The sequence below is a fragment of the Mammaliicoccus sp. O-M54 genome (genome assembly GCF_022386035.1).
In the GTDB taxonomy this organism is placed as follows: domain Bacteria; phylum Bacillota; class Bacilli; order Staphylococcales; family Staphylococcaceae; genus Mammaliicoccus; species Mammaliicoccus sciuri_A.
Window position 1 is genome coordinate 1 of the sequence record NZ_JAJNJE010000002.1, and the last position, 15,767, is coordinate 15,767.

At 34.2% G+C, this 15,767-nt stretch carries 15 protein-coding genes; 3 read left to right on the forward strand and 12 right to left on the reverse strand.

What is annotated here, in order from left to right; genetic code table 11:
• Nucleotides 1-522 precede the first annotated feature (522 nt).
• The 3 genes from LQ673_RS04130 to LQ673_RS04140 form a co-directional block, all read right to left on the reverse strand.
• Nucleotides 523-1,461: a mechanosensitive ion channel gene (locus LQ673_RS04130; protein WP_025907316.1), complete on the reverse strand. Its 939-nt coding sequence runs from the start codon at nt 1,459-1,461 to the stop codon at nt 523-525.
• Between the two features lie 196 nt (nt 1,462-1,657).
• Nucleotides 1,658-2,143, reverse strand: a complete 486-nt coding sequence (locus LQ673_RS04135) for a GNAT family N-acetyltransferase (protein WP_037590176.1) — start codon at nt 2,141-2,143, stop codon at nt 1,658-1,660.
• Between the two features lie 112 nt (nt 2,144-2,255).
• Entirely contained in the window at nt 2,256-2,585 is a 330-nt protein-coding gene (locus LQ673_RS04140; RefSeq protein WP_025907313.1) for a DUF4889 domain-containing protein, read from the reverse strand.
• Nucleotides 2,586-2,776: 191 nt separating this feature from the next.
• Here LQ673_RS04140 and LQ673_RS04145 point away from each other — a divergent pair, with 191 nt between their 5' ends.
• Nucleotides 2,777-3,667, forward strand: a complete 891-nt coding sequence (locus LQ673_RS04145; protein ID WP_159315980.1) for a fructose bisphosphate aldolase — start codon at nt 2,777-2,779, stop codon at nt 3,665-3,667.
• Nucleotides 3,668-3,743: 76 nt separating this feature from the next.
• Here the strand turns inward: LQ673_RS04145 and LQ673_RS04150 are convergent, their stop codons facing one another.
• On the reverse strand, nt 3,744-5,195 hold the full coding sequence (locus LQ673_RS04150; protein WP_239705851.1) for a SulP family inorganic anion transporter: 1,452 nt from the start codon (nt 5,193-5,195) through the stop codon (nt 3,744-3,746).
• Between the two features lie 94 nt (nt 5,196-5,289).
• Here LQ673_RS04150 and LQ673_RS04155 point away from each other — a divergent pair, with 94 nt between their 5' ends.
• Entirely contained in the window at nt 5,290-5,832 is a 543-nt protein-coding gene (locus LQ673_RS04155) for a recombinase family protein (RefSeq protein WP_191836303.1), read from the forward strand.
• A gap of 535 nt (nt 5,833-6,367) precedes the next feature.
• Here the strand turns inward: LQ673_RS04155 and betA are convergent.
• Both betA and betB read right to left on the reverse strand, forming a co-directional pair.
• Entirely contained in the window at nt 6,368-8,050 is a 1,683-nt protein-coding gene (gene betA / locus LQ673_RS04160; RefSeq protein WP_159315997.1) for a choline dehydrogenase, read from the reverse strand.
• Nucleotides 8,051-8,089: 39 nt separating this feature from the next.
• On the reverse strand, nt 8,090-9,580 hold the full coding sequence (gene betB / locus LQ673_RS04165) for a betaine-aldehyde dehydrogenase (protein ID WP_191836302.1): 1,491 nt from the start codon (nt 9,578-9,580) through the stop codon (nt 8,090-8,092).
• A gap of 208 nt (nt 9,581-9,788) precedes the next feature.
• On the opposite strand from betB, the gene cudC reads away from it, so the two are divergent.
• Nucleotides 9,789-10,343, forward strand: coding sequence for a choline uptake/conversion transcriptional regulator CudC (gene cudC / locus LQ673_RS04170; RefSeq protein WP_037590187.1), 555 nt, complete (start codon nt 9,789-9,791; stop codon nt 10,341-10,343).
• 507 nt (nt 10,344-10,850) lie between these two features.
• On the opposite strand, the gene cysC is transcribed toward cudC, so the two are convergent.
• Genes cysC through cobA form a run of 6 tightly spaced genes read right to left on the reverse strand, consistent with a single transcriptional unit; the run spans nt 10,851 to nt 15,760 of the window.
• Nucleotides 10,851-11,450 carry an adenylyl-sulfate kinase gene (gene cysC, locus LQ673_RS04175; protein WP_037590188.1) on the reverse strand — a complete coding sequence of 200 codons (600 nt, stop codon included), beginning with the start codon at nt 11,448-11,450 and terminating at the stop codon, nt 10,851-10,853.
• 19 nt (nt 11,451-11,469) lie between these two features.
• The gene (gene sat / locus LQ673_RS04180) at nt 11,470-12,648 is read right to left on the reverse strand and encodes a sulfate adenylyltransferase (protein ID WP_159316000.1); all 1,179 of its coding nucleotides are present in this window, start codon (nt 12,646-12,648) and stop codon (nt 11,470-11,472) included.
• 15 nt (nt 12,649-12,663) lie between these two features.
• On the reverse strand, nt 12,664-13,572 hold the full coding sequence (locus tag LQ673_RS04185) for a sulfite exporter TauE/SafE family protein (protein WP_025907279.1): 909 nt from the start codon (nt 13,570-13,572) through the stop codon (nt 12,664-12,666).
• Between the two features lie 21 nt (nt 13,573-13,593).
• Nucleotides 13,594-14,208, reverse strand: coding sequence for an NAD(P)-binding protein (locus LQ673_RS04190; protein WP_191836301.1), 615 nt, complete (start codon nt 14,206-14,208; stop codon nt 13,594-13,596).
• 25 nt (nt 14,209-14,233) lie between these two features.
• Nucleotides 14,234-14,974, reverse strand: a complete 741-nt coding sequence (locus LQ673_RS04195) for a sirohydrochlorin chelatase (protein ID WP_191836300.1) — start codon at nt 14,972-14,974, stop codon at nt 14,234-14,236.
• Nucleotides 14,975-14,989: 15 nt separating this feature from the next.
• Entirely contained in the window at nt 14,990-15,760 is a 771-nt protein-coding gene (cobA, locus tag LQ673_RS04200) for a uroporphyrinogen-III C-methyltransferase (protein ID WP_191836299.1), read from the reverse strand.
• Nucleotides 15,761-15,767: the final 7 nt, after the last annotated feature.

Genomic DNA, 15,767 nt, shown 5'->3' on the forward strand with positions numbered 1-15,767 from the left:
TTTATTCAGCACTTAAGCCAAGACTTGAGCTATCTCTTGGCTTTATTCAGCACTTAAGCCATGACTTCAGCTTTCTCTTGGCTTTATTCAGCACTTAAGCCATGACTTCAGCTTTCTCTTGGCTTTATTCAGGCGTTAAGCCATGACTTGAGCTATCTCTTAGCTTTATTCAGGACTTAAGCCATGACTTCAGCCATCTCTTGGCTTTATTCACTACTTAAGCCAAGACTTTGACGATCTCTTGGCTTTATTCAGGACTTAAGCTATGACTTCAACGATCTCTTGGCTTTATTCAGGACTTAAGCCAAGACTTGGACTATCTCTTGGCTTTATTCAGGACTTAAGCCACGACTTGGACTATCTCTTGGCTTTATTCAGGACTTAAGCCACGACTTGGACTATCTCTTGGCTTTATTCACTACTTAAGCCATGACTTGACTCATCGCTTACCTTCACTCACCCATTATATATATCCACAAAAAAAGCTGAGACACGGATGTCTCAGCTTTTTCGAATCATCTTTTATTTGTCATTTGATTCAGCTTTACGTTCAATTTTTGATAATGTTTTTTCTGCAAATGACTTACCACCGATACCGAATGAGATAGCAAATGCTACTGCTACAGCACCTAAGATTAGTAAGAATGCTACATTAACAATGCTTTGAGCAAAGTTTAATTGATCTAATGTCATAAATACTGAAACGATGATTACTAAATATTTAACGATTTCAGATACGAATACGTTACCTGTAGATTTTTTAATTAATTTAGATAGTAAGTTACCACCAATGAAACCAATTAATAAGATAATTGCTGCTGAAATTACTAATGGTAAGTATCCAATAATTGCTTCACCAATTGTATTTAACACTTCTAAATTAACTGTATTTAATGATTCAACAACAAAGAATAAACCAATGATTGTTGAAATTACCCAGCCTGCAGCTGAAGGAATATCAATACTTTCTTTATTCTCACCAAAGTTTACATAGTGATTATATTTACTAACATTTAAATTTGTTAATAAGTTTTTAACTAATGTACCCAATACTTTTGCGATAAATAAACCAACAACTAATATAACAATCGCAACAATAATTCTAGGTAAGAAGTCTAATACACTACCCATCATGTTCTTAATTGGTGTTGATACAGAAGTCATATTTAATGCATCAAACACTGATGGTAAGAATAGTAAGAATATAATGAAGTAAGCTAATTTACCAAATGTCTGAATTAAGCCTTCAGACCCTGATTTGCCACTTCCTGATTCAGTTAGCCCCTTTTTCTCTAGCCATTTTTCAAAACCAACTGCGTTTAAACCTTTCACAATAACTGTTTTAACAATTACTGCAATTAACCAAGCGACAATTAATAAGATAATTGCACTAATTAAGTTTGGTATGAATGCTATAATGCTATCTAAAGCATTTAAGAATGAATCTGTTATTTTACTCATATTTAATTCCTCCTTTCTTGATATGTTACCCTAGTATAATAATACTAATCATATTTTTTAGAATAATTTTTGATTTGTTTAAAAATCTATTCTGAAAACCTAAATAAATTGAATAAGTAATTAATATTTCTAAAAAAATAAACGAGCAGATGACCAAACATCTGCCCGTTTCACGTAAAACACAATTCCATATGTATCATATTCTTTTCATCATTCTTACTTCTTTTAATTCTTTACTAACATCGCTTATTTCAGATTTACCATCTTTTTTAAAGCCATGTTTTTCATAAAATTTAATCGTAGGATGATTATCTTCAAAAACCCAAAGACTTAATTCATCATATTTATCCTTCATTTGTTTTTCCGCTTCTTGCATCAAACGTGTGCCTATTCCTTGGTGTTGATATGCTTCAAGTAAGTAAATGACCATAATTTCACCACATGTATCACTTGTATCTTCATCTTTGTCATTACCATACATTAGAAATCCAATCACTTCTCCATCAACCTCTGCAACTATACACGGCGCATTAAATTTATGGTGTCTTTCAATATATGACGCTAACGTTAATTGATCCAAATAACTATCTGGAACAATTCCTCTATATGTCGTTAACCAAGACTCATAATGAACCTTAGCAATCGCTTCAACATCTGATTCTTGTTTATTTCTGATTAACATCACTTTAACCACCCACATTCTATAGAAGTTAAATGTAATTTTACTATATGTATCTATTAAATAAAATAGTAAAAGTCCGAGACATTAGCATTTGCCTCAGACTTTATATTTCTTACATTTCCATATCATGTATTTTCATCATTAAACCATGTGGTATGTCATCATGTTTGACGACTTCTTTTTTATAAAATGTTTTGCCGTTATCGTTTGAAATTAATTTTACAAAATCACCTTTTTTAGGTTTGAAATCACTTGTTGATTCGATTTTGATATTTTCCGTAACTTCATTATTTTTCTCACTGACTACTTTTTCTGCAGTTGTACTATTCTCCATATACCCGTAGTATGTACTTTTTTGCGTTGAAAATAATAATAAAGCTGCGACTGCTAAAGCTACAATAGCTAAGCCACCTATTAATAATATTGCTGATTTTTTATTCATTGAGAATCCTCCCTAATGTACATCATAATGCGTATAAGCTTTTTATGAAATAATCATGCGTCAATCTTCTTAAATTCGACATATTTATTGAGCATTTTCTCTCTTAAAAAAACCATTAAAAGTTGAATAACTTGCGATAAATGGTAAAAATCATCATACTATAAGTGAAAATATCTAAAGGAGTGGAAAAAATGAACCAAGAACAATTTGAAAAAATAAAAAATGGTAAAGGTTTTATAGCTGCACTAGATCAAAGTGGTGGTAGTACTCCAAAAGCTCTTAAAGATTATGGTATTGATGAAAATCAATATAGCAATGAAGATGAAATGTTTACACTTGTTCATGAAATGAGAACTCGTATCGTAACATCTCCAGCCTTTACTTCTGAAAAAATATTAGGTGCTATTTTATTTGAACAAACGATGGATCGTGAAGTTGAAGGTCAATATACTTCTGACTACTTAGCTTCAAAAGGTATCGTTCCTTTCTTAAAAGTAGACAAAGGTTTAGCAGATGAAGAAAATGGCGTTCAGTTAATGAAAGTCATTCCTGGTTTAGATGAGTTATTACAACGTGCAAAAGAACGTAATGTATTCGGTACAAAAATGCGTTCAAATATTCTTGAAGCAAATCAAGAAGCTATTGCTAAAGTTGTAGAACAACAATTTGAAATTGGTAAACAAATTATCGAAGCAGGATTAGTTCCAATTATCGAACCAGAAGTGAACATTAATGCTAAAGATAAAGAAGAAATTGAAGATATCTTAAAAGAAGAAATCGCGAAAGAATTAGATAAATTAAACGACGATCAATACGTTATGTTGAAATTAACAATTCCAACAAAAGCAAACCAATATAAATCATTAATCGAACACCCTAACGTTGTTCGTGTCGTTGCATTATCAGGCGGTTACTCAAGAGAAAAAGCAAATGAATTACTTAAAGAAAATGACGGACTTATCGCAAGTTTCTCACGTGCATTAGTAACTGACCTATTCGCTGGACAATCAGCAGAAGAATTTAATAGCGGACTACAAGACGCAGTAGATTCAATCTATGACGCATCAGTCAATAAAAATTAATAACAAAACAAAAGGCTTGGACAATTTATTAGTGTCCGAGCCTTTTTTGTATTGGGGTTAAATAAAATTTCCAATCTTATGTTAAATGTGTTTCATTGAGCTGACTTAGTTCGGAAATAATTTTCCTACTATCTGTATTTAATTGTTTAACAAATACTGTATTGTTTTTATCTTCGAATTTTTTCACCATTGAATCGATTGCATTGACTGCTGAGTCATCCCATAAATGTGCGTGTGTAAAGTCTAATTCAATCTGACTATTTTCAATTGAAAAGTCTAGCTGATTCATCATTGAATCTATTGAAACAAAGAATATTTGTCCGGTGAATGCATATTTATAAAAATGATTTTCTATTGTTTGATGAACATGAACATTTGATATTTTAGTAGCAAAGAATAAAGAACTAAATATAACACCGACAATAACGCCTATTGCTAAGTTATGTGTAAATAACACGATGATCACTGTCAAAATCATAACGACAGCATCTGTTCTTGGCGCTTGCTTAACGTACTTAAATGATTTCCAATCAAATGTACTAATAGATACCATCACCATAATACCCGCTAAAATTGGCATAGGGATTTGTACAACTATATCTCCTAATAATAGGATGAGAATGATTAAGAAGACACCCGCTGTAAATGTTGATAATCTACTTGTTGCACCTGATTTTACATTGATGACAGATTGACCAATCATGGCACAGCCACCCATTCCTCCAAATAGCCCAGTGATAATATTGGCAATACCTTGACCTCTAGATTCTTTATTTTTATTACTATGAGAATCTGTTGCTTCATCGACAATTTTAGCCGTTAATAAACTTTCTACTAATCCTACAATTGCCATTGATAAAGAATACGGCAAAATGATAGTTAATGTCTCTAAGTTAAAAGGAACTTGTGGTATTAAGAAATTCGGAAATGCTCTCGTTATCGTACCTAAATCGCCAACTGTTCTTACGTTAGAACCTGTTACCATATATAGCGTTGTTAATAAAATAATTGCGATAAGTGGTGCAGGAATGGCTTTGAAATATTTTGGTACAATATAAACAATAAGTAATGTAATAGCTATATAAATATATGTACTTATTGAAATACCAAATATATGCTCAAGTTGAGACATAAAAATCATAATCGCTAAGGCATTTACAAATCCAATCATGACTGACCTTGGTATAAACTTCATGAGTCTACCAATTTTGAGAATTCCTAATAATAACTGTATAATACCCATGAGTATCGTTGCTGCAAATAAATAATCGACACCGTGTTCTCTAACTAAAGGTGTTACAATAAGCGCAACAGCTCCTGCAGCTCCAGATATCATAGCAGGTCTACCACCTACTATTGAAGTTGTCGTAGCAATAATAAAAGCAGCGTACAATCCTACCATTGGATCTACTCCTGCAATTATAGAAAATGCAATGGCTTCAGGAATAAGTACTAGCGCTACAACAATACCAGCTAGTAAATTTTTCCCTGGATTAGAAAGCCATTCTTCTATATAAGATTTAAACATTATACATACTCCTATTTTATATATTTTCAATAGTGCTATTATAAACAAAAGAGTTTCATATGTATACATTTATGAAACTATTGAGGTGAAATTTATGAATTATGGTTATATTAGACCAATCGAATTATATGATACAGTCGCTGAACAACATTCAAAGTTAAGCAAATTTTCGTTAACAATTATTGAAGAATCTCATGCACAAACTGAAATCAGAAAAGAATTAAATACTTTATTTTATAGTAAATTACAAAGCGGGGATAAATTATACATAACTGATTTATGTATTCTTGCAGATACCTCATACCAATTAGAAGAACTCATTACAATTGCCCAGGAAATCAATGTGGACATTCATATTATTAATGCTCAAATAACAATTAGTCAGCACGAACAAATGAATTTTAATAAATTTTTAAATCTACTTAATCAGTTTCAAAGCGATATGATTAAGTTCAGAACTAAGTCTGGTATCGCAAAAGCCAAAACAGAAGGTAAGACTATCGGAAGACCAAAGCGAAATGATCTTAATTTAAAAAATGCCATCGAGATGTACCATTCTAAGAAATATACTTTAGAAGAAATTAAAGAAGCGACAAACATTAGCAGAGCAACATTATATAGACACTTAAATAAATAACAATTAGGACAGAATTCGGGGAAATGTCCGTAAGCGGTGCTGTTAGAGACACAATTCGGAATAATGTCCCTTAGACACACTGTTAGGGACACAATTCTGAGTAATGTCCCTTAGACACGCTGTTAGAGACACAATTCGGAATAATGTCCTTTAGACATGCTGTTAGAGACACAATTCGGAATAATGTCCTTTAGACATGCTGTTAGAGACACAATTCGGAATAATGTCCCTTAGATACTCATCTCTTATTACCACTTTTCGGAATTATGGTCGTTAGCGACTTCTTATTACCATTATTCGGAATTATGGTAGTTAGAGCTTTCTTATTACCACTATTCCGAATTATGGTAGTTAGCGTGTTCTTATTACCACTTTTCAGAATTATGGCAGTTAGAGCTTTCTTATTACCACTATTCCGAATTATGGTAGTTAGCGCGTTCTTATTACCACTATTCAGAATTATGGTAGCTAGCGCATCCCCATATAACAACTAAAGGCTGAGACAATTTCTGTCTCAGCCTTCTTATTTTTCCTATTATTTCACAACACCTGCGTCTTTAGGGTGGACGCCGTGTTTATAGTAATCTATTTCTTCTGGTTCTAATGGTTTTTTACCACGAATGATGTCTGCTGCTTTTTCTGCTAGCATCAATACTGGTGCATGTATATTACCGTTTGTTGTACGTGGCATTGCTGATGCATCAACTACTCTCAAGTTCTCCATACCGTGTACTTTCATTGTTAATGGGTCAACTACAGCCATTGGATCTGATGCTGGTCCCATTTTCGCACTACATGATGGGTGAAGTGCTGTTTCTGCATCTTTTTTAACCCACTCTAAAATTTCTTCATCTGTTTGTACTGAAGGTCCTGGAGATATTTCTCCATCGTTGTATGGTGCTAAAGCTGGTTGTTTCAAGATATTTCTTGCAACTCTAATTGCTTCTACCCATTCTTGTTCGTCTTCTTTTGTAGATAAATAATTAAAGACAAATTTAGGTTTTTCAAATGGATCTTTAGATTTAATCTTCAAGCTACCTCTAGAGTTAGAATACATTGGTCCGATATGTACTTGGAAACCATGTTTTGTATCTGCTTTTTGACCATCATAACGTACTGCTAATGGTAAGAAGTGGAACATTAAGTTTGGATAATCAACTTTATCATTAGATCTTACAAATCCTCCACCTTCAAAGTGGTTACTTGCTGCTGGTCCTTTTCTACCGAAGATCCATTGTAATCCGATAAAAGGCATTCTAAATTTATTTAAACTTGGCTGCTCAGATACTGGTTTAGAAGATGCATGTTGTACATATACTTCTAAGTGGTCTTCAAAGTTTTCACCTACACCTGGCAAGTGTACACGTGTCTCTATACCTAATGAATTTAAATGTTCAGAGTCACCAATTCCAGAAAGTTGAAGTAATTGTGGCGTATTGAACGCACCACCTGATAGAATAACTTCTCCTGCAGCAACTGTATGTGTCTTACCATTTTTCTTGAATGTTACACCCGTTGCTCGTCTACCTTCATAATTGATTTCTGTAACAAAAGCTCTTGTTTGAACAGTTAAGTTCTTACGTTTCATAGCTGGTCTTAAATAAGCAATTGATGCTGAAACACGTCGACCATTATGAATTTGGCTATCAAATGGTCCAAATCCTTCTTGTCTAAAACCATTTACATCAGGTGTCTTATTGTATCCAGCTTGAACACCCGCTTCAAAGAAAGCTTGGAATAATGGATTTGTTGCTGGTCCTCTTCTCAATTTAATCGGACCATTGTGACCACGATATTGATCTGATTTATCTGCTCCAAAAGTTTTTTCTAATCGTTTAAAGTATGGTAAACAATTCGCAAACTTCCATGTTTCCATGCCTTCAGGTTCTCCCCAACCTTCATAGTCCATTGGGTTTCCTCGTTGATAAATCATACCATTGATTGAACTTGAACCACCGAGTACTTTACCTCTTGTATGTGCTACTTTTCTACCGCCCATATGAGGTTCGCCATCTGTTTCATATTTCCAGTCATAGAAACGATTACCCGATGGATACATAAGTGCTGCTGGCATTTGAATTAACAAATCCCATGGATAGTCACTTCTACCCGCTTCTAATACTAATACGGTCTTATCTTTATCTTCACTTAAACGATTACCTAATACAGATCCGGCACTTCCGCCTCCAATAATTATATAATCATAAGATTGCTTCATCTCAAAATCCTCCTATATACTCGTTCTTCTTTGTTGTATTTATTTACTAAACCAATTCACTGGCTCAGGTTGAATATTTGTATAAATATGTTTAGAAATTAAATATTCTTCTAATCCTTCTTTACCTAACTCTCTACCAATACCAGATTGTTTATATCCACCCCATGGTGCTTGTGCAAAATATGGATGGAAGTCATTAATCCAAACTGTACCCATTTTCAATTTATTAGCCACACGATTAGCTTTAGCGATATCTTGTGTAAATACGCCGCCCGCGAGTCCATAAATAGAATCATTTGCTAATTCAATCGCTTCTTGTTCATTAGAGAATCCTTCAATTGTTACGACAGGTCCAAATACTTCTTCTTGTACAATTCTCATAGATGTATCACAGTTTGTAATGACAGTTGGTTCAAAGAAGAAACCATCTTGTAAGTCTGCTCTGTCTGGTCGTTTACCACCAGCAGCAATTGTCGTACCTTCTTCTTTCGCAACTTCTATATATTTTTCAACTTTATCGCGGTGTTCTCCTGAAATTAATGGTCCCATCTCAGTTGTTTCATCAAAACCATTACCGATTTTAATTTTATTAACACGTTCAACTAAAGCTTTTTCAAATTTATCTTTAATATCGTTATGGACGATAATTCGAGATCCAGCTGAACAAACTTGACCGGCATGGAAATAGCCACCATTTAATGCTTGATCAATCGCTAAATCAAAATCTGCATCATCGAAAATAATATTCGGATTCTTGCCACCTAGTTCTAAAGCAATATTCGTTACATTGTCTGCTGCACGTTTCATAATATGCTTACCTGTTTGAATACCACCTGTAAATGAAACGAGATCGACTTCTTTATGAGATGCTAATACTTCACCAACTTCAGAACCTTTACCTAGTACAAGGTTGATGACACCGTTAGGAAATCCAACTTGTTCCATTAATTCAAATACACGAATTGTAGTTAATGGCGTAATTTCACTTGGTTTCATAACTAACGAACAACCTGTTACAAGAGCAGGTGCTATTTTCCATGAAGCTTGAAGTAACGGATAATTCCACGGCGTAATTTGCGTTACAACGCCTACAGGTTCTTTTACTAATTTACTTTCTGAATGAGGTATTGGGGAATCAATAATTTCACCACCATCATGTCCTGCTAAACCTGCAAAATACATAAATACATTATGAATATCATCCATATCTGCATATGATTCTTCTAATGTCTTACCAGTATCTAATGTTTCAAGTTCCGCTAGTTCTTCTTTATGTTCTTTAATTAAATCTGCAATTTCTCTAACTTTACGACTTCTATTTTCAGTCGTCTCACCTGACCATTCACCAGCTTCAAATGACTGTCTAGCTGCTAAAATTGCTTTTTCAGCATCTTCTTCTGTACCTTCTGCTACTGAAATCACAACTTCTTGATTATATGGATTCACAATGTCGCGAGTCGCTTTATTAGAAGCTTCTACCCACTCACCATTTATAAATTGACGTCTAGATAAATGCTCTATATATCCCATTCAAAATACCTCCGTTAACTTTGTTAAATTTTTATTTAACGAACTTTACAGATTTTATGTTAGCATAGAATTATGAAAGGCGTCAAATTTCCAAAGTTCATTTATGATTTGTTTTTAATAGGTATTTCAAATAGACAAGTAATGGAAAAGCAACTACAATGTAAAAGGATTCATGGTACAATTAAGGTAACTATTGGAGGTGTATGTAGTGGTACGTTCAGATAACTACAAAAAACAACTAGACCAAGCTAAAGACATCGTGATTAACGGTATTGGAGAAACGATGGATTTATATGGTATTAATCGAAGTGTTGGAAATTTATACGGGACGATGGTATTTGAAGGTAGTATGACACTAGATGAAATGCGTGAGCAACTTCAAATGAGCAAACCAAGCATGAGTGCTGGTGTTAAGAAACTACAAGAATTTGATATCGTCAAACAACAATTTACAAGAGGAAGTAGAAAACAACATTTCATCGCTGAAAAAGACTTCTTTATCTTCTTTAATAACTTTTTCTCAAGAAAATGGGATCGAGAAATTTCTATTAATATGGATTCTGTTAAAGACGCAGAAATCTTGCTACAAAAAATCATAGACGCAGATGATGTCGATGAAGAAACTAAAGAAGAAGCAATCGCCATTCATACACAATTAGAAGAATCAAAAGTATATTATGAATGGTTAGCAAATATCAGTAACGCTATTAAAACTGGAGAGATATATAAGTATTTCCCAATACCAAGTCAAGAAGACAAATAAACAAAAGCGCGAGGTAGCAATGCATACCCCGCGCTTTTGTTATTTTTAGTTGGCACCAGTATTTACACCTTTGGCCAAAACTGCTAATAACGGTATCAGTATTTGCACCTTTGGACAGAACTGCTAATAACAGTATCAGTATTTGCACCTTTGGCCAGAACTGCTAATAACGGTATCAGTATTTGCACTTTTAGCCAGAACTGCTAATAACAGTATCAGTATTTGCACCTTTGCCCAGAACTGCTAATAACAGTATCAGTATTTGCACCTTTGGCCAAAACTGCTAATAACGGTATCAGTATTTGCACCTTTGACCAGAACTGCTAATAACGACTGCTTTATTTACAAAACTCGTAAAAATTGTAAATACTGACGCTCTTATGAACACTTCTCACTAAACTTGTTCGTAACAACACCCTTATGAACACTTCTCAACAAACTTGTTCGTAAGCACTCCACCACAATACAAAAAGCTCACAACACTAGCTAGCGTTGTGAGCTTCTTCTTTATAAATATTGATTTTCTTTTAAGTATGCAACGATTTTCTCTACAGATTCTTCTACACTTTCGTTTTCTGTATCGATGACAATTTCAGGGTTTGATGGTTCTTCATATGGAGCATTTATGCCAGTGAATTCTTTGATTTCACCGCTTCTTGCTTTCTTATACAGTCCTTTTGGATCTCTTGATTCACACTCGTCTAAACTACATTTAGTGAAGACTTCGATGAATTCACCGTCTTCAAGTATTTCTCTAACTGTATTACGGTCTTCTTCATATGGTGAGATGAATGCTGTCATTGTAACAACACCAGCATCTACCATTAATTTACCGACTTCACCGATACGACGGATATTTTCTTTTCGATCTTCTGGACTGAATCCAAGGTTTTGGTTTAATCCATGACGAATGTTATCTCCATCTAAACGATATGACGTGATATTTTGTTCAAATAATGCTTTTTCTAATGCTACAGATATTGTTGATTTACCTGATCCTGATAATCCAGTAAACCAAATTACAACACTTTTATGACCGTTACGTTCTTGTCTTTGTGCTTTTGTTACTTCAGAATCATGCCATGTAATATTTGTTGACGCGCTCATTATTCCACTCCTAAAGAAATTAATTTTGTCTTAAACCTTTAATTAATACTTCTGCTACTTCTGGTCTTGAGAATTCTTTTGGTAATTGTTCACCGTTACGAAGTTTCTCTCTCACTTTTGTTCCACTTAAATGAACATGATTTGATTTATCATGAGGACATGTCTTAGCTGTTGTCATGTTGTCACAAACCGTACAGAAGAATGCATGTTCAAATTTAAAGATTTGAATGCCAATTTCATCTTCATATTGTGAAATTAATTCTTGTGCGTCATATGTACCATAGTAATCACCTACACCTGCATGGTCACGACCGACGATAAAGTGTGTACAGCCATAATTCTTACGTACTAATGCATGTAAAATGGCTTCACGTGGGCCAGCATATCTCATTGCTGCTGGATAAATAACAAGACGTGTTCTTTCTTCAGGATAATAATGTTTCAAGATAACTTGATAACTTTCCATTCTTATTTCAGCTGAAATATCATCAGACTTCGTTTCACCAACTAAAGGATTTAATAATAATCCATCAACTGATTCAAGTGCTATTTTTTGAATATATTCATGCGCACGATGAACTGGGTTTCTCGTTTGGAAACCTACAACTGTTTTCCATCCTAATTCTTTAAATAATTCACGTGTTTCACTTGGATCTAAATGGAAATCACTAAATTCATCATGTTTTGGTCGATCAACTAATTGAATTGGACCAGCTAAATAAACATTACCTTTTTCATATACACGTTTCACACCTGGGTGATCTACATCTGTTGTGCCGTATACATTTTGAGCTTCTTTAGCTTTATCATACGTATATTTCTCTTCAAGCTTTAACACACCATATAAATGATTGTCTTCTCCATATAAAGCGATATCTGAACCTATTTCATAGTTGTTTGCTTCTTCTTCAGTAACAGGTAATGTAATTGGAATACTCCATACAAGTCCATTTTCTAGACGTAGATTTTCAACGACACTGATATAATCTTTCTCCCCTAAAAATCCTGTCAGTGGACTGAAACCACCAATTGCAATTAATTCTAAATCTGATAGACTCCAAGGATTTAATGTTAATTTAGGATATGATTGTGCCGCTTCAATAAGTTCTGCTCTTTCTTGACCTGTTACTTGGCGATTAATTAATTCTCCACCATGAGCTTCGATTGTTTCTTTAGTCTTTTGAGTTGCTGATACCATCAATATTCACTCCTATTAATTAATTTGATCTACTTCTTTTGATTTTTGATTTTGAATATTAAAAGGAAATTTATTATGTTGGTAGAGTGTGAATAGTACTAGACCTAACCAAGCAAGGATAATAACACCTTTTATAATATTGACTGTTGCTTCACTGCTAATTAAAGTACCTAATAAAACGCTACTATTTGTAAATATGATTAGACCACCGACAAGTACTGCTAGAACATACACTGGTAAAGTCTTCACTAACCATGCTGAGAACGGTGCTGCTACGACGCCACCAAATGCTAACGCAACGACAAGCAAAATGTTGATTTGACTCCAACCTAAGAAGATAATAAATCCTAATGAAGTTGAAATTGTTACAAAGAACTCACTCGCTGAAACTGTTCCGATAACATATCTTGGTTCAATTTTATTTCTTGATAGTAATAATGGTGTATTAACTGGACCCCAGCCACCACCACCAATTGCATCTAAGAATCCTGCAATTGCACCTTGTGGAACAAGTAATAAAGCTGAAAATCTGCCGTCTTTCACTTGCTGGTTTTGTTGTTTTTTAAATACAAATTGATAAATAATATAAATTCCCATTGATAATAAGAATAATGCGATGAATGGTTTAATAAAATCACTGTGCAAGTTACTCAATACACCTGCACCGATAAATCCAGTTATCGCACCTGGTAAAGCAAGCTTTAAAATGATGGACTTATCAACATTTTTAAACTTTAAGTGTGAAAGTCCGGATGCTGCTGTTGTGGCCACTTCTGAAAAATGAATGGTTGCAGATGCGATTGCTGGTGCCACTCCAAAAGTTAATAGTAATGATGAAGAGGTTGCACCAAATCCCATCCCAAGAGAACCGTCTATAAGTTGTGCTAAAAAACCTACTAATGCAAATATCGTTAACTTTCGCATAAGCTACTCCTCTCTGGCTTTCTATTTAAGTTGTCGTTTCAACCAATTGATGAATTTATTTTGCTCATCCGTATCAAAATATTGATGAGACAAAATGGTCTCTAATAATTGGTTTTTTTCTGTTTGATCTATTTCTAGTGATTTAATGATTGTGCGACATTCATATAAAAAATCTACATATTCTGTATAATCCACTGAATATTGTTGTTCTAAATCTTTCAAAATATTACGCACTAACTTTGGGCTTGCACCATTTGATGTGACGCTTATCTGCAACTTACCTCTATTTAATGTCCCAGGAAATATCACATTGCCATCTTGTGCATCACCGACCATGTTGATTAGACAATGTTTAGGGGCATTATCTTTAATGACATCGGTTATTTCTGGTGAGTTCGTGGCATTTATAATAAAATCAACATATTCTATATCAGATATTTCAAAGTCCTTTTTGTGCCATTTCAATTTCCCTTCAATTTCATACTGCTTTAATTTGTCAGTAAGTTCTGGTGAAATAACGTGAATCAACGCTCCACTATTTATCAGTGTGTTCACTCTGCGTTCAGCAATTTTACCGCCACCAATAACTTTGACGATTTTATCTTGTAAATCTAAATTGATTGGAATGTATGCCACAATAAATCATCCTTTAATCTGATATTTAAACTGTTTGAGTCGTTAGTGTTTCTAACACGCGATCTTTCAATGCTTCTTGTATGGATCGATGATGACCTAAATGTTCGCATACGATGATGTCGCTTTTCGTATTATGTTCCGCTACTGTTTGCTCTATATGACGCTCTAAGACACCTGTAAACCAAAGATACGGTGCAATGAATACTTGTGAATATTCTTCATGTAATGCATCTTGCAAAGCTTCTTCAAAAGATGGCTCACAAGCAGCTAAGTAACACACTTCTACATTTTTAAATGCTGTCGTTTCGTATAAGGATTGACCTATAGCTGTAATATCTATCTTCGTTTGTGGATTGTAACTGCCTCTTCCAACAACAAGTAATTTAGCATCTTCTTGAATCGCAACTTTCGTTTCTTCAATACGTTCTTTAAGAATGGCTGTTAATCTTGGTTGAACACCTAAAGGCTCTCCATAAGTAAAAGTTACTTCTGGATATTGTGTCTTAATTTCATTTATCTCTTTCGGTATATCTTTAAAATAATGACCTGCACTTAGTAACAATACGGGTATAACGGATATCTCGGTTGCACCTTTCGCTATAAGCTTTTCAACGCCTTGATGAATATCTGGTTGTGCTAATTCTAAGAAACAAATTTCTTGTAACGGTATATCAATAGACTGTTTCACTGATTCAATAAAAGAAATTGCCTCATCTGTCGCTTCTTTAATTCTGCTACCGTGACTGACATATAACACGCCTATCATTGTATCCCTCCAGTATTAATAAATAAGTTGTGGAACGTTCTGTTCTGATGCCACTTCTTCAAACCAGCTCATGCGTTCTCTCAGTTTGACGACTTCTCCAATAACAATCATTGCAGGGTTTGTAATTTGATGTGATTTCTCTACAATGTCTTCTAAAGTCCCTGTCACTGTGACTTGTTTCTGTGAAGTTCCACAATGAATTAATGCTACTGGTGTTTGAATATCTTTACCGTGTTTCACTAATAATTTTTGAATGTCAGGTAACTTCTTTACACCCATATAAATACAAAGTGTTTCTGGTCCTAGTGCTAAGTGTTTCCAATATTCATCTTCATCAACACTGTCTTTCATAACACCTGTTATAAAGGCAACAGATGAACTATAATCTCTATGTGTCACTGGAATACCAGCATAAGCTGGTGCCGCAACACCAGCAGTAATACCTGGAACTACTTCGAACGGAATATCATAGTTCTTTAATGTTTCTGCTTCCTCGCCACCACGACCAAAGATAAATGGATCGCCACCTTTAAGTCTTGTTATGGTGTAACCTTCTAGAGAAAGTTTTACGAGCAATTCATTAATTTCATCTTGAGTTAAAGAATGCTTATTCGGACTTTTACCACAATAAATCATTCTCGTGTCTTCAGTTGCATAATCTAATAATGCTTTATTAACGAGTCGGTCATATAATATGACATTAGACTGTTTAATGGCTTTAATACCTTTAACTGTTATTAAATCTGGATCGCCCGGTCCAGCACCAACCAAGAATACTTTCCCCATTCTTACA

Coding starts and splice junctions, on each gene's coding strand:
- LQ673_RS04130 (WP_025907316.1), bottom strand. CDS start 1,461: ATGAGTAAAATAACAGATTCATTCTTAAATGCTTTAGATAGCATTATA.
- LQ673_RS04135 (WP_037590176.1), bottom strand. CDS start 2,143: ATGTTAATCAGAAATAAACAAGAATCAGATGTTGAAGCGATTGCTAAG.
- LQ673_RS04140 (WP_025907313.1), bottom strand. CDS start 2,585: ATGAATAAAAAATCAGCAATATTATTAATAGGTGGCTTAGCTATTGTA.
- LQ673_RS04145 (WP_159315980.1), top strand. CDS start 2,777: ATGAACCAAGAACAATTTGAAAAAATAAAAAATGGTAAAGGTTTTATA.
- LQ673_RS04150 (WP_239705851.1), bottom strand. CDS start 5,195: ATGTTTAAATCTTATATAGAAGAATGGCTTTCTAATCCAGGGAAAAAT.
- LQ673_RS04155 (WP_191836303.1), top strand. CDS start 5,290: ATGAATTATGGTTATATTAGACCAATCGAATTATATGATACAGTCGCT.
- betA (WP_159315997.1), bottom strand. CDS start 8,050: ATGAAGCAATCTTATGATTATATAATTATTGGAGGCGGAAGTGCCGGA.
- betB (WP_191836302.1), bottom strand. CDS start 9,580: ATGGGATATATAGAGCATTTATCTAGACGTCAATTTATAAATGGTGAG.
- cysC (WP_037590188.1), bottom strand. CDS start 11,450: ATGAGCGCGTCAACAAATATTACATGGCATGATTCTGAAGTAACAAAA.
- sat (WP_159316000.1), bottom strand. CDS start 12,648: ATGGTATCAGCAACTCAAAAGACTAAAGAAACAATCGAAGCTCATGGT.
- LQ673_RS04185 (WP_025907279.1), bottom strand. CDS start 13,572: ATGCGAAAGTTAACGATATTTGCATTAGTAGGTTTTTTAGCACAACTT.
- LQ673_RS04195 (WP_191836300.1), bottom strand. CDS start 14,974: ATGATAGGCGTGTTATATGTCAGTCACGGTAGCAGAATTAAAGAAGCG.
- cobA (WP_191836299.1), bottom strand. CDS start 15,760: ATGGGGAAAGTATTCTTGGTTGGTGCTGGACCGGGCGATCCAGATTTA.